The following is a 19,453-nucleotide window of genomic DNA, read 5'->3' on the forward strand; positions in this document are numbered from 1 at the left end:
CAGGGGGAGTCAGGAATGGAGCAGCTTGCCGGAGGTTTGGAGCTGGAACGGTACACCCGGCAGCTGAAGCTGCTCGGGGAAGACGGGCAGAAGGCGCTGAAGGAAGCGACAGTTATGGTGGCCGGAATCGGCGGGCTTGGCGGAACGGCTGCACTCTATTTGGCGGCGGCTGGCGTGGGCCGGCTTATTCTGGCTCATGAGGGGGTGATTGTGGCCCCGGATCTGAACCGGCAGATTCTGATGGGCAGTGAGCATCTGGGCCAGGAGCGGATGAGTACGGCGATTGCCCGGCTGAAGCAGCTGAATCCGCATGTTGAGATTGAAGGCTATAATTCCAGAATTGAATATCCTGCGGCATGGCCTTGGGTAGAAGCAGCCGATATTGTAATCGATGCCCGCTACGACTTCCCGGAGCGTTATGCGCTGAATCGGCTGTGTGTGGATACGAATACACCGATGGTGGAGGCGGCCATGTATGGCTTTGAAATATCGCTCACTACAGTGATTCCCGGACTTACGCCTTGCCTCGAATGCCTGTATCCGGAGTTGCCGCCGCAGTGGGAGCCGCTCGGCTTCCCGGTTCTGGGCGCCACCTCCGGGATTGCCGGTTGTCTGGCAGCGCTGGAGGCCGTAAAATGGATTACAGGGGTAGGGACAACTTACGCGGGCGTAATGCATCGCTTCAGCTCACTCGACTTCGCCTGTTATAGCGTCCGTATTGCCCGTAATCCGAATTGCGCTTGCTGCGGAGAGGGAGGTAAACCGTGAAACGTCTCAAGCTATGTGACACGACACTCAGGGATGGTGAACAGGCGGCTGGAGTTTCATTCACGAGGGCGGAAAAGCTGGAAATCGCAAAGTTGCTGTCGGAGAGCGGAGTAGAGCAGGCAGAGGTAGGCATTCCTGCCATGGGCAAGCGGGAGCAGGAGGATATTGCCGCTGTTGCTGAGCTGGGATTACCCATGAAGCTAATGACATGGAACCGCTCGGTCCCCGCGGATATTGACAAGGCCAAGGCTACCGGCGTGAACTGGAGCCATATCTCCATTCCAGTGTCGGAGATTCAGCTGCAGGGCAAGCTGGGGCTGACGCCCCGGGAAGGTCTGAACAAGCTGCTGCGTACCGTGGAGTACGGGCTGCGGCAGGGTATGACCGTATCGGCAGGCATGGAGGATTCCTCCAGGGCGGAGTTGAGCTTCCTGATTGAAGTGGTGAATACCCTATACAAGGAAGGCATCCGCAGGTTCAGGTATGCAGATACCGTCTCGGCCCATCATCCGGGCCAGATGGCAGAGCGGGTAAGCCGGCTGCTGGGAGAAGTGCCTGGGGATGTGGAGCTGGAGGTACACTGCCACAATGACTTCGGGCTGGCCTGCGCGAACACGCTCAGCGGCATAGCGGCCGGAGCGGTGTGGGCCAGTACGACGGTGGCCGGGATTGGCGAGAGGACCGGCAATGCGGCCATGGAGGAAGTTGCCATGGCCTGGCGCTATTTGTACGGCGGGGAATGTGCGGTCCGGCTGGAGGGGCTCCAGGGCCTCGCAGACAAGGTCATTGCCGCATCCGGCCGCAGTGTCGGCGATGCGAAGCCGGTCGTGGGGCAGCTCGCCTTCACCCATGAATCCGGGATTCATGTGGACGGGCTGATGAAGGAGCAGGAGACGTATCAGTTCTTCGATCCGGCGGTGGTTGGACGGGCGCACCGCTTCGTGCTGGGCAAGCATTCAGGCAGCGGCGGCGTGGCTCATGTGCTGGAGCAGCTGGGACTTGCGGTCAGCGCCGAGACGGCCGGCCGTCTGCTGGAGAAGGTCCGGGCCTACGCTGAGGCCCGCAAGGGCACTGTGCCGGAAGTCATGCTGCTGCAGTGGCTGATGGAAGAACAGCAGCGCGCGCAGAATGCGGTGTAGGCAACGCACTATAGATAACAAAAAGCAAAAAGAAGCGGAGGGGAGATTTGGAACTGTAGGAGCGATAGCGTTTTATATATGTTGATGCTTAAGCTGGGCTGTTCTCCATGTGGAGTGCAGCGCAGCTTTTTTTTTGGAATACAATGGCTGATGATATCCTGGTCTGGCAGGGCGGCGGGGAGAATAGACTCCACTTTGACGGAGGATTTTGTTACAATTTGAGCAGGCTGTAAATAGGCAGAGCGTATGGAGAAGGGAAGGCATCACTTTGAAGAAAACGGTATTTTTCGATATTGACGGTACGATCTATGATGAAGACAAGAATATTCCAGCTTCCACCAGAGAAGCGATAGCGGAGCTGAAGAGACGCGGGCACCATGTAGCAATTGCTACCGGAAGAGCGGATTATATGTTCGAGGGGCTGCGCGAGGAGCTGGGGATTGACTCGTATGTCTCGCTGAACGGGCAATATGTGGTCTATGAAGGGAAGCCGGTGTACAAGAACCCGATTGCGACCAGCGTGCTGGAGGAACTGACCTTGTTCGCGGAGAAGCTGGATCACCCTGTTGCGTATACGGATACGGCGGGCATGAGAGTGAATGTGGCCGATCATGAGTACATTAATACGAGCGTCGGTTCGCTGAAGCTGGTATTTCCGACGCATGATGCGGGATATTTTCTGAAAAATGACATTTACCAGGCGATGATCTTCTGTCCGCAGGAGAGCCAGGTGGTATATGCCGGGCGGTACCCTGAGCTGAATTTCATCCGCTGGCACCCGCTGTGTATGGATGTGCTGCCCGGCAACGGCTCCAAAGCGAACGGGATCGCGGAGATGCTGAAGGTGATCGGGGTGGAGAAGGAAGAAGTCTATGCTTTTGGCGATGGCCTGAACGATGTAGAGATGCTGGGGTATGTCGGGTATGGCATTGCCATGGGCAACGGCGAGAAGGCAGCGAAGGCGGCCGCCTCCTTCATTACGAAGTCTGTCCGTGAGGACGGCATCTATGAAGGCTTGAAGATGGTCGGGCTGCTGTAGGCAGGAGAACCCGGTTGCTGTGTCTCATTTCATTGAACTTACGAGAGGATATGCTTACCTCCAGGGGCGTTGCCCGGAGCAGTAAGGCTTAGACGGGTATTCGGTTGCAGTTTATGCAATCGAATACTTTTTTTGCATTTTGAACGGGTTCCATTGCACTCCGTACAGCAGAAGTAGACGAACTGCGATCAAATATGATCACTGGGGCAATCGCAGGCCGGTTTACCCAAAATAAATATATGCCTACGGGATAAATGTCCATGCCCCTCTTGGGTAAATGGAGTAGGATACATAGAGTCTATAGGAGGTGAGGGATATGGGGAGTATGGAACAAAAGAAGAAAAAGCGGAGCTGCAAAGAGGAGCTTACGGGATGCCCTCTGCCAAGAGCGAAACGTCCTGCGAGAAAACGGAAGGACAACAAATGCAACTGCAAGAAGATTATTGTCAAAAAGCAAATTGTCCGCGTTAATATTCCATTAGGTGCTTTGGGAGCGGCTGGAGCAGCAGGAGCCTTGGAGGCGGCTGGAGCAGTAGAAGCCTTGGGATCAGCGGGGGCAGGGGGAGCCGCCGGAGCGCTGGGAGCGGCCGGAGCAGCGGGAGCGCTGGGAGCAGCCGGAGCAGCGGGAGCGCTGGGAGCGGCTGGAGCAGCGGGAGCACTGGGAGCAGCGGGAGCAGGCGGAGCGGCCGGAGCAGCAGGTGCCCGTGGAGCTGCCGGGGCTGCCGGGCTTCTGGGGGCAGCGGGAGCAGCGGGAGCGCTGGGAGCCGCCGGAGCACAAGGCGCACTGGGAGCAGCGGGAGCAATAGGCCCGGCGGGACCTGCCGGAGCAGCGGGAGCAATAGGCCCGGCGGGGCCAGCCGGAGCAGCGGGAGCTATAGGCCCAGCGGGGCCCGCCGGAGCAGCAGGAGCTATAGGCCCGGCGGGGCCCGCCGGAGCAGCAGGAGCTATAGGCCCAGCGGGACCAGCCGGTGCAACGGGAGCTGCCGGGCCAGCGGGGGCAACCGGTGCTACGGGCACAGCAGGGCCTGCAGGTGCAACTGGAGCAACTGGAGCCGCCGGACCGGCCGGGGCAACCGGTGCCACAGGAGCGGCTGGCGGAATTGCCCAGTTCGGCTACGTCTATAACCTCGGTGCGCAGGTAGTGCCGATTGAGGCAGATGTGTCTTTTGATACGAACGGACTGCTGACCCCCGGGATTACACATGCCCCTGGTACAACTACAATTTCGGTAACTAATGCAGGGAGTTATGAGGTTAATTTCTCCGTGTCCGGAGTGGAGCCCAGCCAATTTGCCTTATTCGTGAACGGGGCGCAGGTTCCGGGAACAGTCTACGGTTCAGGTGCAGGAACCCAGCAGAACACTGGGCAAGCTATCCTTGCCTTGTCCTCTGGAGATGTACTGACGCTTCGGAACCACAGCTCGGCTGCTGCTGTCACATTGCAGACGCTGGCTGGAGGGACGCAAGCCAATGTGAATGCTTCGATTGTAATTAAACAGCTTGCATAGCAGGTTAAAACAGACCAAACTGCTTGGATAGAGAGCGGTTTGGTAAAGGAACGGGGTACCCGATCGGGTACCCCGCATTTTTTTGCAGCAATGATCCAAAAGGTTGGAAATCCCTCAATGAAAGACGGCTCTTCTCAGCTTGATGGCGAAGGGAGCGGCGCATGTCTTTTAAAATAAATTGTTATTCACTTCAGTGAGTATGGTTAAGATATATTAAATGTCTTATACAACAGGAATCAAGAGCGGAGGCGTCTGAATTGAACCCTAAATGGTGGAAAGAGAGCGTAGTCTACCAGATTTATCCGATCAGCTTCATGGACAGTAACGGCGACGGAATTGGAGATCTGCGCGGGATCTTGTCGAAGCTTGATTACTTGCAGGAGCTCGGCGTGGATGTGATCTGGGTCTGCCCGATTTATAAATCCCCGAACCATGACAATGGCTATGATATCAGTGACTACTGCGACATTATGAAGGAATTCGGAACGATGGCGGATTTCGATGAACTGCTGCGTGAGATGCATTCCCGCGGCATGAAGCTGATGATGGACCTGGTGCTGAATCATACCTCGCATGAACATCCGTGGTTCGTGGAATCGAGAAGCTCGAAGGACAATCCCAAGCGGGACTATTATATCTGGCGCAAAGGCAAAAACGGCGGCCCCCCGAACAACTGGGAATCCTACTTCAGCGGCTCGGTCTGGGAGCTGGACCCCCGGACGGATGAATATTATCTGCACCTGTACTCCCGGTTCCAGCCCGATCTCAACTGGGAGAATCCGGCGGTCATCGATAAGCTGCACGAGATGGTGCAGTGGTGGCTGAAGAAGGGGGTGGACGGCTTCCGCTTCGATGCCATTGCCCATATTGTGAAGGCAGAGGGCTATCCGGATGCCCTGAATCCTGGCGGTACTCCGACGGTCCGCGCCTATGACATGTTCTCGAACCTGAATCATGTGCATACCCTGCTGCAGAATCTGCACGATCAGGTGCTCTATTACTACGATATCATGACGGTAGGGGAGACCTCGGGGCTTGGGCCGGAGCAGGCGCTGGATTATGTCGGTGACGGACGCCGTGAGCTGAATATGACCTTTCAGTTCGAGCATATGAATCTGGATGCTGCCTCGCCGGGCAGCGGGAAGTGGGATGTGGTGCCTTGGAAGCTGACAGATCTTAAGGCGATCATCAGCGATTGGCAGACCGTCCTGCATAACCGGGGCTGGAATGCCAACTATCTGTGTAACCATGACCAGCCGCGCTCAGTCTCGCGGTTCGGCGATGACCTGTACTACCGGGTGCCGTCGGCCAAGATGCTCGCCACCTTCATTCATATGCTTGAAGGCACGCCGTATATTTATCAGGGTGAGGAGATCGGCATGACCAATGTGGCCTTCGAGTCGATCGATGATTACCGGGATGTGGAGACCTTGAACTATTATGAGGAAAAGCGCAACGCCGGTGTTCCCGAAGCCGACATCATGGCTGCGATTCATACCAAGAGCCGTGACAATGCCCGGACTCCGATGCAATGGGATGATGGCGAGGAAGGCGGGTTCACCACAGGTACGCCCTGGATCAGGGTCAACTCGAACTCCCGGGAGATTAACGCGGCCAGCAGCGTCAAGGACCCGGACTCTATTTACAACTATTATAAGAAGCTCATCCAGCTCCGCAAAAAACATCAGGTCATCGTCTATGGTGAATACGGACTCTTGCTGGAGGAGCATCCCGAAATCTATGCCTATACCCGGACGCTGGAGGATCAGCGCCTGCTCGTGATTCTGAATTTCTTCGGACATGAGCCGGTCTTCGAGCTGCCGGAGGAATTCCAGACTGCCGCGAAGCTGGAGCTGCTGATCTCCAATTATGAGCCTGCCAAGGAGGAAGATCTCCAGCAGTTGAAGCTACGCCCTTATGAAGCGCGCGTGTATCTGCAGCGGTTAGATCAGGGTTCTGCTTAAGCGAACGAACCTACAACCGGATCTGGAGATGTGCAGCAGTCCCGGCGGAAGTACCGGGACTGCTGTTTGTTATGCGTAAAACCGAATACATATACGCTGCGAGATCATACGTTTTTTATCCGCACAGTGATCCTGTTCCTTTAATTATAAATAAATGATTATGTGTTGCAGGTCTGTGACTTCGCTGGGCTTCTACAGTAAAAGGCGGTACAATAGGCGTTATTAGAGACAGGGATAAGCCCGTGCGGTGAAGCGGAGTATGGAGGGAGCTAGGAGAGAGATGAGTGAGTGGTATGAGAAATGTTTTGGCGAGGACTATCTGATTGTATACAGACACAGGGATTTCAGCGGTGCGCGTCATGAGGTGGAGAGCATGATCCAGTGGCTTGGCCTGCCCCGGGGCGCGAAGGTGCTGGACCTCTGCTGCGGCATGGGCCGCCATTCACTGGCTCTGTCGCAGGCTGGCTATGAAGTAACAGGTGTGGATCTGTCGAAGGTGCTGCTGCGTGAGGCGTGTGCGCAGGCTGGGGCAGAGCAGGTAACCTGGCTGCAATCGGATATGCGGGAGCTTCCGCTTGCGGGCGGCTTCGATGCTGTGGTCAATTTGTTCACTTCCTTCGGGTATTTTGAAGAGGATGAGGAGCAGATTAAGGTGCTTAAGGAGATTTGCCGGATGCTGAAGCCGGGGGGCCGGTTCATCATTGATTTCCTGAACCCGGCTTACGTCATCCGCCATCTGGTGCCCCATTCGGTCCGGGAGGACGGAGATGTTCGGATTGACGAGACCCGCCGGATCGAGGAGGGGTATGTGAAAAAGGATATCCTGCTGACCTCGAAGGCCGGGAACGCTCCGGCCCGCAAGTGCCAGGAACGGGTAAAGCTCTACACGCTGGAGGATTTCCGCAGAATGCTTGCCGCTGCCGGGCTGCGGCTGGATACTGTTCACGGCGGCTACGATGAAGAGGAATATAACGCTGAATCCTCGGCCCGCATGATCTTCATGGGAGGTAGACCTTAGAGATGGCATCAGGGAGAGGGCTTAGAGGAGGCGGAGGAAGGTTGAACAAGGAGATTATTCAAGCTTGGGACGGCGGAGTTCTTCAGGTATCGGTGCCAATGGGGCTGCCGCTGCGCCAGGTTAACAGCTATCTGCTGCCGGATAAGGACGGCAGGGTTACGGTCATTGATCCAGGCCCGCATACACCGGCTGCCGAGCTTGCCTGGCAGGGGGTGCTTGAGGCACTGAGCCTTACCTGGACGCAGGTGCGGGATATCGTGGTGACCCACCATCATCCCGACCATTACGGGCTGGCGGGCTGGATGCAGTCCCGCAGCGGAGCGCGGGTATGGATGAGCGAACGGGCGCATGCCGAGGCCGGTCTGGCCTGGGGGGAAGCGGCGACTCTGAATGAGGCGCTGCCGCTCTTTTTCCGGCGGTATGGGATGCCGGAGGAGTGGCTTGCGGGTATCCGGGAGCATCTGGATAGCTTCCTGCCTGAGGTGACCCCGCAGCCGGAGGTCACCTATATCAATGACGCGGAGCCGTTTGTGATGGGCAGCCGGAAATGGCAGCCCATTATCACAGGCGGGCATGCGCCGGGGCATGTGTCGTTCTACCACGGCGGCAGCGGGCAGATCCTCTGCGGCGATGCTGTGCTGCCGCAGATCTCGCCCAATGTCGGCCTGCAGCCGGGCAGCGATCCGCAGCCGCTGCTGACGTTTCTGGAGGGGCTGCAGGAGCTGCGCAGCCTGCGGGTTACGCTGGCGTTCCCGGGCCACCGGGAACCGTTCCCGGGGTTCACGGCGCGGGCGGACAGCCTGCTCCGGCATCATGAGGAGCGGCTGGATACTACAGCCGCGCTGCTCGCAGGCGGACCGCAGAGCGGGTTCGCGGTCTGCGAGGGGCTGTTCCGCAGCCGGGTCGCGACAGCGCACCAGATGCGGTTCGCCATGAGCGAGGCGCTGGCCCACCTGGCTGAGCTGGTGCGCCGGGGGCGGGCAGCCGAAACGGAGGCTGGGCCTGGCGGCAGCCTGTTTTTCACGGCTGTGGAGTAAGCCGGCGCAGGAAACGGTGCAGGCTGCTGGCAGCAGATTACAAGATATTGTACTCTGCTGCCACTAACCTGCATTTCATCACATGTAGTTGATCACACATGCAGCGCAACTTACGAAACGTAGCCCATAACATGCAACTCACAGCTCACAATACGTAGCCCTAATTCAATGCTCATAACCCTCCGCTTATACCCGCTGCTGATGCCCCCGCTGCACACAACCTGCTGACCGAAAACCGCTCATTAACCTATTGTTGCCCCCACACTCTTCTGGAAACCTCGACTATTGGAACACCCGAAAGAAATGACTAATTTATTGGTGAAGTTTGCAGCCTGTCAACAACACTACTCATTCCTCCTCCAAAGTTAGCTGTAAGTGGTGAGATGTGATATTCAAAGGGATAAATCCCTTTGAGCAGTCTGAATGAAGAGCACAAGTGCACCTGAATTAGCCGAAAGTGGCCGGGGAGCGTGAATGAAGAGCACAAGTGCACCTGAATTAGCCGAAAGTCGGCGGGAAGCGAAAATGAAGAGCAAAAGTACACCTGAATTAGCCGAAAGCGGGCGGGAAGCGTGAATGAAGAGCACAAATGCACCTGAATTAGCCAAAAGTCGGCGGGAAGCGAAAATGAAGAGCACAAGTGCACCTGAATTCTGCACACCTGTTGTTTTTTTGACAACTGTTAAATATAATAAATGCAACTAAGTGCTCAGGCGAAGGAGATGTAAGAGAGATGGCGGTGGACAGGCGGATCGGGAAGACGCGGGATGCTATTTTTAAGGCGTTTCTTAGTCTGATGGAAGAGAAGGGCTTTGAGCAGATTACGGTACATGAGATAGCGGAGCGGGCTAATGTCAGCAGAGGGACTATCTATCTGCATTTTGTAGACAAATATGATCTGCTGGATCAGTGTGTTGAGAAGGAAATGACGGAGCTGCGTGACCGCTGTATGGGCGTCCAGGAGAATCTGGATTTCACCTCTTCCGGTCCTCTGCTGCGTACGGCTGAATATGTGGAGCAGCATGCCACCGTCTTCATTACATTAATTAATAACAGCGGCATTCCTGCCTTAAGAAGCCGTCTGCATGCAATGCTGATGGAAGGACTGGCGGAGCAGATCGATATGGATGGTGTGAACCAGGGGATGAACAAGGAGATGCTGCTGCATTTTATGGCCTCTGCTGCTGTGGGAGTCATGGAATGGTGGATTACACACTCGCTGCCTATTTCGGCCAAAAAGCTGATAGAGGATATCACTATCCTCCTCGAACGCAATCAGATGGGACCGCAGCCGCTGGAGGCTCTGCCTAGACAATAAGTTACCTGTGCCGTCCAGCGGCCTGCGGTTATTCCCATTCTTAAGAATCCGGCTGAATCACCTTCATCTTGGACGGGTTGTTGATTTTGTATTTGACCGGATGCTGGGAGAGCTTCTTGGCTACAATCTTCGCTTCAAAAGAAACGGGGTCGCCCTCCTTGAGCTCCAGCTTCTTCAGCGTGGCACTGTGGCTTGACCAGACTTCGTCAATGGCCAGCTCATGCCCTTCTATCACTACATTGTCATAGATAATCACTTCATCATCGTTATCCGAGAAATGGTTGGGAACGGTCGTGAATTCTTTGACAACCGCTGTAACCTTAAGCTTGTCTTCCGGCAGCTGCAGGGCAGGCTTCTTTTTGGAGGCGGCTGGCTTACGCGGCTTCTCTGCAGGAGCCGTTGTCTCCGCAGCGCTCTTACCTTCCGCAGCACTCCCACTCTCTGCACGCTCAGCAGTATCGCCCTCCGCAGCACCAGCATTTCCCGGACCCTCCGCATCAGCCTCACCGCGAACCTCCGGATCACCCTCAACCGGCTGGTTCTCCAGCAGCTCGGCTTCTCCGGCAGCTTCTGCCGGGTCCTCGGACCGTGCATCCGCCGCCGCTTGCGCGCGCTGGCCGAAGCTTCCGGTCTGCATTTCTTTGAGGTACGCCGGGTGGATACAATGCTGCTGCTTATTCTCGAACTGGACCACCACCGTCTGATTATCCACAAACCCTACGATTTCACAAGGCAGGGTCAGGCCCTGCCGCTTGTACAGATAAGTCTTGACCCGGGTGGCTGACCCGGGCAGAAGATTCCATTCCTTGCACCGCTCAATCCGCTCATCCTCACTCTCGAACTCCTGGACAGCCAGCGGCTCCACTACGAACGAATAGGTCATGCACACTTCGCACCTTTCCTGTTATAAATAATTGCTCTCGGCTTATTCCGGCAACGTCTCCTCCAGCCGGCTACGCCGTGCAGCCTCTTCCGCGTCCTCCGGGGCATGGGGCAGACCCAGCTCCTGCTCGCGTTCCGCCTGCTTGCGGTGGGCAATACGGCTGCTGGCCGCTGCGGCTACAGCCCCTACGATATCATCCAGATAGGTATGGATCTGGCCGGTGGTTTTGTCATTCAGCCTCTCCAGTACGCCGGGCTTGAGTTTGTCCACGTAACCATAGTTGGTGAACCCGATACTGCCATATACATTAACGATCGAGAAGGCGAGAATCTCGTCTACCCCGTACAATCCTTCATCGTTCTCAATCATATCCTGGAGCGGCGAGAACAGCTTGCCCTCCTCCGCCAGTACATCGAGCTGGATGCCGGTCAGCACCGCATTTTGCACCTCACGCTTGCTGAGTACCATCTCAACGTTATGAATACATTCCTCCCTGGTCAGGCCCGGATAGTATTTCTTTTGCAGCATCATGACAAGCTCGGCAATCTCCTCCAGGGTGACCCCGCGCTTGTGCAGCCAGTACCGGGTTGCTTCGGCAACGGCTTTGCTGTTGAGGCTGTAAGGAATTTTGGCATCAGTCATAGGAAGTCCTCCATTCGTGAGTCGGGTGTGATGTGGGTATGTACTAAATTGTACGCAAGCGGCAGACCGATGTCCAGAAACGTCCGGATTTGTATCCCGCAGGCAGGTTGAGCTTGGATGAACACAGCAGTGTCCGCCCCCAAGCAGGGGTTCCGGCAGAACTTCTGTAATTTAGGATAAGCTGTTGTTATTTTTTGGACACAGGGCTCGTATACATAGCAGTACAAACTGATCTTAACGCTAGAAAGGGGTAATGAAGATTGATGAAACCAGTGAAACACCTCCGCGGGGCGTCTGCGGCTTGCCTGCTGGCCGTTCCGCTTGTGCTCTCCGGCTGCAGTCTGTTTGGTTCCGAATCCGCTGCTGTGGACCCGCCGCCCGCCGCCGTAGAAGCTCAAATGCTGCAAGTGAGCGGGGAAGATACGCTGGATACTGGTGTATTCGGGCCGGCCTCTCTGGATGAGACGGATCTGTCCGCCGGGGTGAAGGATACCGGTGCGCCTGCTGTAGCCGGGGAGCGAACCACTGTGTATCTGGAGGATCAGAATGGTCTGCTGGCTCCGGTGGCTCTGTCTTTTCCGAAAAGCGAGGACACAGCCATGCTGAAGAATTCCCTCACGGCACTGGTCAGCAAGGGGGATTATGCCTCTGCACTGCCTAAGGGCTTCCAGGGCGTACTGCCCGCAGGGACGAAAGTGAACAGTGTATCTGTCGGCCAGGACCATGTCGCTATTGTTGAATTCAACTCGGCGTTTAACGACTATGAGCCTTCGGATGAACGCAAAATCCTTGAGGCGCTTACCTGGACACTGACCGGTCAGGATGACATCAAGGGAGTACAGCTCTGGGTCGATGGCAAAAAGCTGAACGAAATGCCGCTGCAAGGCACACCGCTGGATCGCCCCCTGTCCCGTACGATGGGGATTAACCTGCCGAAGAACAACTCACTGATGATGAATTCCAGCGCAGTTACAGTCTACTTCGCAGCGGCTTCACCGGATGGCGGCCACCAGTATTATGTTCCGGTTACCCGGTTTGTACCCGCTGGCGGGGATACGGTGAAGGCGGCGCTGAGCGAGCTGATTGCCGGACCGCAGTCCGAGAATGGTCTGGAGATGGTCATGACGCAGGGGACGGTAGTAGATTCTGTAAAAGCAGGGCAGAACGGAGTGGTCACCGTATCGCTGACCGATGATATGTTCGATGGCAGCACAAGCATTCCTGAGGAGATGCTGGAGTCGGTCGTGCTGACGGTGGCCCAGAATACAGATGATTCTCTGGTACAGATCCGCCTGAACGGCAAGGATACGGTTACTGGCACCAATAATGTCGATTACGGACAGCCGGTCTCCGCGCCGGAATATGTGAACGAGCTGCCGCTTTAGAGCGGATCCTCCCGGCTTAAAAAGATGCTTTTGTGCCTACTCTTTGATAGAATAAAGTATTGTTCATCCGAATAACGGTCAGGAGCAGCGGTGCCGTTCTCTTCCATAGGGGGCGGCACCCGTTTCTGCGTATAAGATACGGATGAATATATACACAAACTTTGCGCTATACGATGTAGGAGGCAGAAAAGATGAGATCAAACGGACGCAACGAAGATCAGCTCCGGCCAATAACGATAACGACCCAGACCAACAAATATGCAGAAGGCTCCGTCATCATTGAGATGGGAGATACCAAGGTCATTTGTACGGCAACCGTGGACGAGAAGGTCCCGCCGTTTCTGAAAGGACAAGGCAAGGGCTGGGTAACCGCCGAATATTCGATGCTTCCCCGCGCGACCCAGACCCGCAACCAGCGTGAAGCGGCGCGCGGCAAGCTGACCGGTCGGACCATGGAAATCCAGCGTCTGATCGGACGGGCCTTGCGCTCCGTGGTGAATTTGCAGGCGCTCGGCGAACGCAGCATTACGCTGGACTGTGATGTGATTCAGGCAGACGGCGGGACGCGGACGGCTTCGATCACGGGCGCTTTTGTAGCGATGGCCTTCGCCATGAACAAGCTTGCCCTCCAGAATAAGCTGACGGTCTTCCCGATTACAGACTACCTGGCGGCTATCAGTGTGGGGGTTGTCGGCGACAAGACGCTGCTCGACCTGAATTATGAAGAGGATTCCAAGGCGAAGGTGGATATGAACGTGGTCATGACGGGCAGCGGCGCTTTCGTTGAGGTTCAGGGCACGGGCGAAGAGCGGCCGTTCACCCGCCAGGAGCTGGACCAGCTGCTCGGTCTCGGAGAGAAGGGGATCTACGAGCTGATCGCTGTGCAAAAAGAAGTTCTTGGCGCCATCGCGCTCAAAATCCCTGCCGGCCAGACCGGCCAAGAGGTGTAGGATGAAGTCCGGCAGCGGAGTTCTGATTGTCGCGACGAAGAACAAAGGCAAGGTGCGGGAGTTCCAGCATGCCTTTGCTCCCCTGGGACTTACAGTCAAAAGCATGTACGACTACCCGGATCTGCCGGATGTGGTTGAGGATGGGGCCACTTTTGCCGAGAATGCCTTCAAAAAATCCCGTGCTGTAGGGGACGCTCTTGGACTGCCGGTGCTGGCAGACGATTCCGGTCTCTGTGTAGAGGCGCTGGACGGAAATCCCGGCGTGTACTCGGCCCGCTATGCCGGTGAGGCGGCGGATGATGAAGCGAATAATCTGAAGCTGATGAGCGAGCTGGAACGGCTGAAGCAGGGTGAGGATACTGGACAACCGCTGCTGAGTCCCGCCCGGTTCGTCTGTGCCCTGTCGCTCTACGATCCGGCGGACGGCCGGGAATGGACGGCTGAGGGTACGGTTGAAGGCTGGATTACCTCGGAGCCTGCGGGTGGCGGCGGTTTCGGCTATGACCCGCTGTTCTATCTCCCCGAATACGAGAAGACGATGGCTGAGCTGACGCTTGAGGAAAAGCAGGCGATCAGCCACCGCGGAACGGCGCTGCGGCGTCTGACCGAGAAGCTTGCTGCCGCGCAGAGCAGCGGTCAATAGAAGATTTGGAGCCCTGGAAGCAGCCCTTAAGCAGACTATGCTTGGGGCTGCTTCCTGTTTTTTTAGATAATAATCCCCCCTGATTATGGAAATTTATCCCTAGCATATCCTCCGGCTTTGTATGAGAATAAGAGTTGACTTCACCCCTTCGCAGATCCTGCATCCTCCCGCAAATCGCCGCATTCTACCCACCTGAACTTTACCAGACAACAACGTAGGCCGCAGTGGAGCGAGTAATCCGTATGCTGCTGAGCTGCGCTTTTTGAGCTGTCTAATGCTAGTCTACCAGTCAAACTGCCAGGAATTTAATAGTTTCAGAGGGTGAAGGTCAAGGCCAATCGGGTCCGGGAGGTGAACGCTGAGCTTTCTCATTCGCAGCAAGGGAAGAACGGTCACTTAATATCCTTGATGGCAGAGGCGCATGGATGTCCATGAAGCAGGCTTTACAGGCTACGCATTGAACCGGGGAGGTAATTACGAAATGGCCTTTATCAAAAGAAAATCCTTTGTGCTTGGCTTGGCGGCAGTCCTTTTCCTTACTCTTTTTTCGGCTTTTGGTGCAAATAACAGAACTGTTCAGGCAGCCGGTGACTACAAGATTGTCGGCTATTATGCTTCATGGGCCGCCTATGGGCGGGCTTATAATGTAACGGATATCGATCCTGGCAAAATGAATGTCATCAACTATGCCTTTGCTGACATCTGCTGGAACGGAATACACGGCAATTCCGATCCGACCGGACCGAATCCGGTCACCTGGTCCTGCCAGAACGAGCAGGGGCAGGCGATCAGCGTTCCCAATGGCACTGTAGTGCTGGGCGATCCCTGGATCGATGCCCAGAAAAGCTTCGGCGATGACAAATGGGATGACCCGATCAAGGGGAATCTGAAGCAGCTCTGGAAGCTGAAGGACAAGAATCCGAATCTGAAGACGATGATCTCCGTCGGGGGCTGGACCTGGTCCAACCGTTTCTCGGATGTGGCTGCCACAGCGGCAACCCGTGAGGTGTTCGCGAGCTCCTCCGTGGATTTCATCCGCAAATACAAGATGGACGGTGTCGATCTGGACTGGGAATATCCGGTCAGCGGCGGACTTGCGGGCAACAGCTACCGCCCTGAGGATAGGCAGAACTACATCCTGCTGCTCCAAAAGATCCGGGAAAAGCTGAATGCCGCCGGGGCTGCTGACGGCAAAACGTATCTCCTGACCATTGCCTCGGGTGCAGGTCCGACTTACATTCAGAATAACAATCTCAGCGGAATCGCCTCCGTGGTGGACTGGATCAACATTATGACCTATGACTTCAACGGCAGCTGGAACCCTACTACCGGCCACAATGCACCGCTGTATTATGACCCGGCAGCCGCTTCATCAGGATTGACCGAGCCGGCGAACTATAATATCGACAAGGCAGTGACCAGCTATCTGAGTGCAGGCGTACCGGCGAATAAGCTGGTGCTCGGCATGCCGTTCTACGGCCGGGGCTGGGGCGGTGCCCCTGCTGCGGGCAACGGACAATATCAGGTGTCCGCCGGGATCTCCCAGACCGGAACCTGGGAGAAGGGCAACTACGATTTCAGTGATCTGGAAGCCAATTATATCAATAAGAACGGTTATACCCGTTACTGGAACAATACCTCCAAGGTCCCTTATCTCTATAACCCGTCCAACCAGACCTTCATCAGCTATGATGATGCCGAATCCATCGGCTACAAAGCCAGCTACTTGAAATCCAAGGGTCTTGCCGGAGCCATGTTCTGGGAGACCAGCGGAGACCGCAATAAGACGCTGCAGACCAAGCTCAGTGCAGAGCTGGGCGGCGGGGTGGTGACACCTACAGCAACGCCGGTGCCGACGGCGACGGTGAAGCCATCAGCCACGCCGACCGCAACGGTGAAGCCATCGGCCACGCCGACCGCGACAGTGGCACCAACGGCGACGGTAGCGCCGACGGCAACGGTGAAGCCATCAGCCACGCCGACTGCGACAGTGGCACCGACGGCGACGCGGGGGCAATGCTCTACGGCAGCCTGGAGTTCCACCGCTGTCTACACACAGGGACAGCAAGTCTCCTATGGCGGGCTGATCTATCAGGCCCAGTGGTGGACGCAGGGAGACCGGCCGGATCTCAGCGGTGCCTTCGGGGTGTGGCGGGTGACCGGTACCTGCGGTAACACTACCCCGCAGCCGACAGCTACGCCACTACCGACAGTAAGCCCTTCAGCTACGCCGACGATAGCGCCAACTTCTACTCCTGTAGTGACGCCAGTCCCTTCGGCTACCCCAGGTGCTGCTGCCTGGAAAGCGGGCACTGCTTATAGTACCGGCAGTATCGTGACTTACAACGGGCAATCCTACACCTGCCTGCAAGCCCATACCTCACTTGCCGGCTGGGAGCCGAATGTCACTCCTGCGCTCTGGAAGCTGAACTAAAGGCGGAGCAGATAGCGCGGAAATCCAGCCATAGGGAATAGTAAGCCTAAGTATAGAACAATGAGCGGTGCCGGCTTTAAGCTGGCACCGTTTTTTAGTGCTTTTCCGAATGATACGTTGCTGCGAGCGATCCTGCTTATTTAATCTGCTTGCTATTATGATTAGTGAGCGGACATAGTTGGAAAAAAGGCATTTAATTTCGCTGAAACGCGGTCCTTGTAGGAAGCAGTTGGAAAAAGTACAGTTAATCAGCCGGACTCTCTCGATTCACGAAAAAACGGACCGATTAAGTGTTGTTTTTCCAACTAATTTCTATATGTGCCACGATGACCCCGAATTAGATGTACAATATCCACCTGCTTCATCCGCCGAGCTCCACTCCCCGCAGAATCTCAGATTTCCCGTCCCAATATGGTGGTTTGCACCATATTTATAGCTAATTCTGTGCCTTGGAGGTTTTGGAAGCAGGATTTCCGGGTACGGAAATTCCGCTTAGTGAGTTTTTTACGCTTCGATTGGATATATTTATGTTTAAATACAATTTAGCCGTCCTGTATCCCGCTTAAGGTTCATAAGCTTCCACAGGCTGAAATATAATGAACAGACAGGCGGCTGCCCCGGCCTCTAAAAATTTGTGAAACGTGATGCCGATTATTTCGTTATAGTAGTATATAGCGGAAGGTGGTGGGTTCACCAATGAGTATGTGGGTATTGTGGTTAATTGCCGCTGGCGTCTTGTTTGTAGTAGAGATGTTTACGTTTACATTCTATTTGTTATGGCTTAGCCTGGGAGCCTTGGCTGCCGGACTGGTTGCGCTTGTGCTGCCGGATGCATGGCTGCTGCAGGTCGTAGCGGGTTCGCTGTTAGCCCTGGCCCTGACGTTCTTCACCAAGCCATTATCTGAGCGGCTGCGCAATGCGCGGGGCTTCAAGGATACGGGTACCGAGATTATCGGCAGGCAAGGTCTGGTCGTTGAACCGATTGAGCCTGGCCGTTATGGGCAGGTCAAGATTGGCGGCGATACATGGAGTGCAACCTCTACAGTGGCACTGGGCAAGGGTCAGCAGGTAATTGTAGTAAGAAGAAGCACGACCATTATTGAAGTAGAACGATGGGGGGATATGTACTAATGGAATTGATAATTATCGGAATTATTATTGTTGTTGTCGTAGTATTTATCGCAATGACGATCAAGATTGTCCCGCAGCAAAGAGTTGGAGTTGTAGAGCGTCTGGGTAAATTCCACCGTCTGCTTACACCAGGTCTGAATATTCTCATTCCGGTAATTGATCAGGTGCGGGTCTATCATGACCTGCGGATTCAACAGGCGAATGTACCGCCGCAGACGGTAATCACGAAGGATAACGTACAGGTGCAGATCGATACGATTATCTTCTATCAGGTAGTGGGTCCGGAAGAAGCAACGTACGGTATCTCCGATTATGTGTATGGGGTGCGGAATATCTCCACAGCCACCATGCGTCAGATTATCGGTAAGCTGGAGCTGGATGAAACCTTGTCCGGCCGTGAAAAAATCTCCTCCGACATCCGTCTCGCGCTGGATGAAGCGACAGAGAAGTGGGGCGTGCGCATTGAGCGTGTCGAAGTTATCGACATCAAGCCGCCGCTCGATATTCAGGAAGCCATGGACAAACAGATGAAGGCAGAACGCAGCAAGCGTGCGATTGTCCTGGAGGCGGAAGCCGCCAAGCAGGATATGATCCTCCGTGCCGAAGGGGATAAGCAGAGCAAGATCCTGAAGGCGGAAGGGGATAAGGAAGCCCGCATCCGTCAGGCGGAAGGTCTCGGTCAGGCGCAGGAGCTGGAAGCCCTCGGCCAGGCCAAGGCGATCGAAGCAGTGGCGATGGCGGAGAAAGCACGGATTGCCATGATCGCCAGCGCAGGACTGGATGAAAGAGTGCTGGCTTATCAATCCTTTGAAGCTCTGACTGACATGTCTAAGGGACCAGCGAACAAAATATTCCTGCCGACCAGTGCGGTGGAAACACTGGGCAGCCTGGGAGCCATTGCCGAAGTATTCAAGGCTGGCAAAGAAGGCAAATAAGAGTAAGACAATTTACAATTGCTGCAGTATCCGTTACAGTTAATAGCACAATCAGGCCGAGGCTTAGCAGGTACGCTTGTACCTCTTAAGCCTTTGCTTATGAAGACTGTTTTGCCGCTGTGCAAGACTTGAAGGAGAAGAACCCATGACGCAAAAAGAAATTTCCCCGCTCGTAGAAACCTTGGGGCTGCAGCCCCACGTGGAAGGCGGATGGTACAAGAGACTGTGGAATTCTCCGTTTGAGATTCCTAAGGACACGCTGGGCGAGGCATACTCGGGCCCGCGCGCTTCAGCTTCATCGATCTATTTCCTGCTTCATGCTGACGAGACTTCGGATTGGCACACTGTGCTGTCCTCCGAAATCTGGCTGTATCATTCCGGCAGCCCGATCGTGCTTAGCCTGGGAGGCAACGGCGCAGAGCCGGAGAACGTAACGGAGGTTATTCTGGGTCTGGATATCGCTGCGGGCCAGCAGCCGCAGGTAGTGATTCCTCCCGGTGTATGGCAGGCTGCACGTCCGTTAGGCGAAGAACCGTCACTCGTCTCCTGCATCGTGTCTCCGGAGTTCCATTTTGACGATTTCAAGCTGATTGACAAGAAATAAGCAGGTTTGTAATGGAGTGCGGCCGGGAAGGGGCTGTGCTCCATTTTTGATACATA

At 55.5% G+C, this 19,453-nt stretch carries 17 protein-coding genes; 15 read left to right on the plus strand and 2 right to left on the minus strand.

All coding sequences use genetic code 11. The features are described from left to right. Positions 1-15 precede the first annotated feature (15 nt). From NST04_RS10405 to NST04_RS10440, 8 genes are all read left to right on the plus strand, one after another. The gene (locus tag NST04_RS10405; RefSeq protein WP_341184185.1) at positions 16-768 is read left to right on the plus strand and encodes a HesA/MoeB/ThiF family protein; all 753 of its coding nucleotides are present in this window, start codon (positions 16-18) and stop codon (positions 766-768) included. Continuing rightward, positions 765-1,907, plus strand: coding sequence for a homocitrate synthase/isopropylmalate synthase family protein (locus tag NST04_RS10410; RefSeq protein WP_341184186.1), 1,143 nt, complete (start codon positions 765-767; stop codon positions 1,905-1,907). Before NST04_RS10405 ends, NST04_RS10410 begins: the two co-directional genes overlap by 4 nt. Positions 1,908-2,175: 268 nt before the next feature. Then, complete coding sequence (locus tag NST04_RS10415) at positions 2,176-2,946, plus strand: Cof-type HAD-IIB family hydrolase (RefSeq protein WP_341184187.1); 771 nt, start codon at positions 2,176-2,178, stop codon at positions 2,944-2,946. A gap of 316 nt (positions 2,947-3,262) precedes the next feature. Further along, complete coding sequence (locus NST04_RS10420) at positions 3,263-4,453, plus strand: BclA C-terminal domain-containing protein (RefSeq protein WP_341184188.1); 1,191 nt, start codon at positions 3,263-3,265, stop codon at positions 4,451-4,453. Between the two features lie 257 nt (positions 4,454-4,710). After that, positions 4,711-6,417: a glycoside hydrolase family 13 protein gene (locus tag NST04_RS10425; RefSeq protein ID WP_036699929.1), complete on the plus strand. Its 1,707-nt coding sequence runs from the start codon at positions 4,711-4,713 to the stop codon at positions 6,415-6,417. 280 nt (positions 6,418-6,697) lie between these two features. Next, the gene (locus NST04_RS10430; protein ID WP_341184189.1) at positions 6,698-7,435 is read left to right on the plus strand and encodes a class I SAM-dependent methyltransferase; all 738 of its coding nucleotides are present in this window, start codon (positions 6,698-6,700) and stop codon (positions 7,433-7,435) included. 41 nt (positions 7,436-7,476) lie between these two features. After that, positions 7,477-8,472, plus strand: coding sequence for an MBL fold metallo-hydrolase (locus tag NST04_RS10435; RefSeq protein WP_341184190.1), 996 nt, complete (start codon positions 7,477-7,479; stop codon positions 8,470-8,472). A gap of 733 nt (positions 8,473-9,205) precedes the next feature. Next, positions 9,206-9,790 (plus strand): TetR/AcrR family transcriptional regulator, encoded by a 585-nt coding sequence (locus NST04_RS10440; protein ID WP_341184191.1) that lies wholly within the window; start codon positions 9,206-9,208, stop codon positions 9,788-9,790. A gap of 40 nt (positions 9,791-9,830) precedes the next feature. Here NST04_RS10440 and NST04_RS10445 read toward each other — a convergent pair whose 3' ends face one another. Then, positions 9,831-10,673: a hypothetical protein gene (locus tag NST04_RS10445; RefSeq protein ID WP_341184192.1), complete on the minus strand. Its 843-nt coding sequence runs from the start codon at positions 10,671-10,673 to the stop codon at positions 9,831-9,833. Between the two features lie 42 nt (positions 10,674-10,715). After that, entirely contained in the window at positions 10,716-11,315 is a 600-nt protein-coding gene (locus tag NST04_RS10450) for a phosphatidylglycerophosphatase A family protein (RefSeq protein WP_341184193.1), read from the minus strand. A gap of 263 nt (positions 11,316-11,578) precedes the next feature. Between NST04_RS10450 and NST04_RS10455 the strand changes: the two genes are divergently transcribed. The 7 genes from NST04_RS10455 (at position 11,579) to NST04_RS10485 (ending at position 19,397) form a co-directional block, all read left to right on the plus strand. Further along, complete coding sequence (locus NST04_RS10455) at positions 11,579-12,700, plus strand: GerMN domain-containing protein (RefSeq protein WP_341184194.1); 1,122 nt, start codon at positions 11,579-11,581, stop codon at positions 12,698-12,700. Between the two features lie 191 nt (positions 12,701-12,891). Then, positions 12,892-13,650, plus strand: coding sequence for a ribonuclease PH (gene rph / locus NST04_RS10460; RefSeq protein WP_340938506.1), 759 nt, complete (start codon positions 12,892-12,894; stop codon positions 13,648-13,650). A gap of 1 nt (position 13,651) precedes the next feature. Further along, positions 13,652-14,293 (plus strand): XTP/dITP diphosphatase, encoded by a 642-nt coding sequence (locus NST04_RS10465; RefSeq protein ID WP_341026634.1) that lies wholly within the window; start codon positions 13,652-13,654, stop codon positions 14,291-14,293. Between the two features lie 481 nt (positions 14,294-14,774). Continuing rightward, entirely contained in the window at positions 14,775-16,727 is a 1,953-nt protein-coding gene (locus NST04_RS10470; RefSeq protein ID WP_341184195.1) for a glycosyl hydrolase family 18 protein, read from the plus strand. 696 nt (positions 16,728-17,423) lie between these two features. Then, entirely contained in the window at positions 17,424-17,858 is a 435-nt protein-coding gene (locus NST04_RS10475; RefSeq protein ID WP_036694816.1) for an NfeD family protein, read from the plus strand. Further along, on the plus strand, positions 17,858-18,793 hold the full coding sequence (locus NST04_RS10480; RefSeq protein WP_341184196.1) for an SPFH domain-containing protein: 936 nt from the start codon (positions 17,858-17,860) through the stop codon (positions 18,791-18,793). The genes NST04_RS10475 and NST04_RS10480 overlap by 1 nt, the downstream gene beginning before the upstream one ends. A 145-nt stretch (positions 18,794-18,938) precedes the next feature. Further along, complete coding sequence (locus NST04_RS10485; protein ID WP_341184197.1) at positions 18,939-19,397, plus strand: cupin domain-containing protein; 459 nt, start codon at positions 18,939-18,941, stop codon at positions 19,395-19,397. Positions 19,398-19,453 lie beyond the last annotated feature (56 nt).

The organism is Paenibacillus sp. FSL H7-0756 (assembly GCF_038006765.1).
Taxonomy (GTDB): domain Bacteria; phylum Bacillota; class Bacilli; order Paenibacillales; family Paenibacillaceae; genus Paenibacillus_AQ.

What these genes read in the sequence shown, in the direction of transcription:
- NST04_RS10455 (WP_341184194.1), top strand. Translation starts at nt 11,579, where the DNA reads ATGAAACCAGTGAAACACCTCCGCGGGGCGTCTGCGGCTTGCCTGCTG.
- NST04_RS10450 (WP_341184193.1), bottom strand. Translation starts at nt 11,315, where the DNA reads ATGACTGATGCCAAAATTCCTTACAGCCTCAACAGCAAAGCCGTTGCC.
- NST04_RS10470 (WP_341184195.1), top strand. Translation starts at nt 14,775, where the DNA reads ATGGCCTTTATCAAAAGAAAATCCTTTGTGCTTGGCTTGGCGGCAGTC.
- NST04_RS10445 (WP_341184192.1), bottom strand. Translation starts at nt 10,673, where the DNA reads ATGACCTATTCGTTCGTAGTGGAGCCGCTGGCTGTCCAGGAGTTCGAG.
- rph (WP_340938506.1), top strand. Translation starts at nt 12,892, where the DNA reads ATGAGATCAAACGGACGCAACGAAGATCAGCTCCGGCCAATAACGATA.
- NST04_RS10420 (WP_341184188.1), top strand. Translation starts at nt 3,263, where the DNA reads ATGGGGAGTATGGAACAAAAGAAGAAAAAGCGGAGCTGCAAAGAGGAG.
- NST04_RS10440 (WP_341184191.1), top strand. Translation starts at nt 9,206, where the DNA reads ATGGCGGTGGACAGGCGGATCGGGAAGACGCGGGATGCTATTTTTAAG.
- NST04_RS10430 (WP_341184189.1), top strand. Translation starts at nt 6,698, where the DNA reads ATGAGTGAGTGGTATGAGAAATGTTTTGGCGAGGACTATCTGATTGTA.
- NST04_RS10405 (WP_341184185.1), top strand. Translation starts at nt 16, where the DNA reads ATGGAGCAGCTTGCCGGAGGTTTGGAGCTGGAACGGTACACCCGGCAG.
- NST04_RS10480 (WP_341184196.1), top strand. Translation starts at nt 17,858, where the DNA reads ATGGAATTGATAATTATCGGAATTATTATTGTTGTTGTCGTAGTATTT.
- NST04_RS10475 (WP_036694816.1), top strand. Translation starts at nt 17,424, where the DNA reads ATGAGTATGTGGGTATTGTGGTTAATTGCCGCTGGCGTCTTGTTTGTA.
- NST04_RS10465 (WP_341026634.1), top strand. Translation starts at nt 13,652, where the DNA reads ATGAAGTCCGGCAGCGGAGTTCTGATTGTCGCGACGAAGAACAAAGGC.
- NST04_RS10485 (WP_341184197.1), top strand. Translation starts at nt 18,939, where the DNA reads ATGACGCAAAAAGAAATTTCCCCGCTCGTAGAAACCTTGGGGCTGCAG.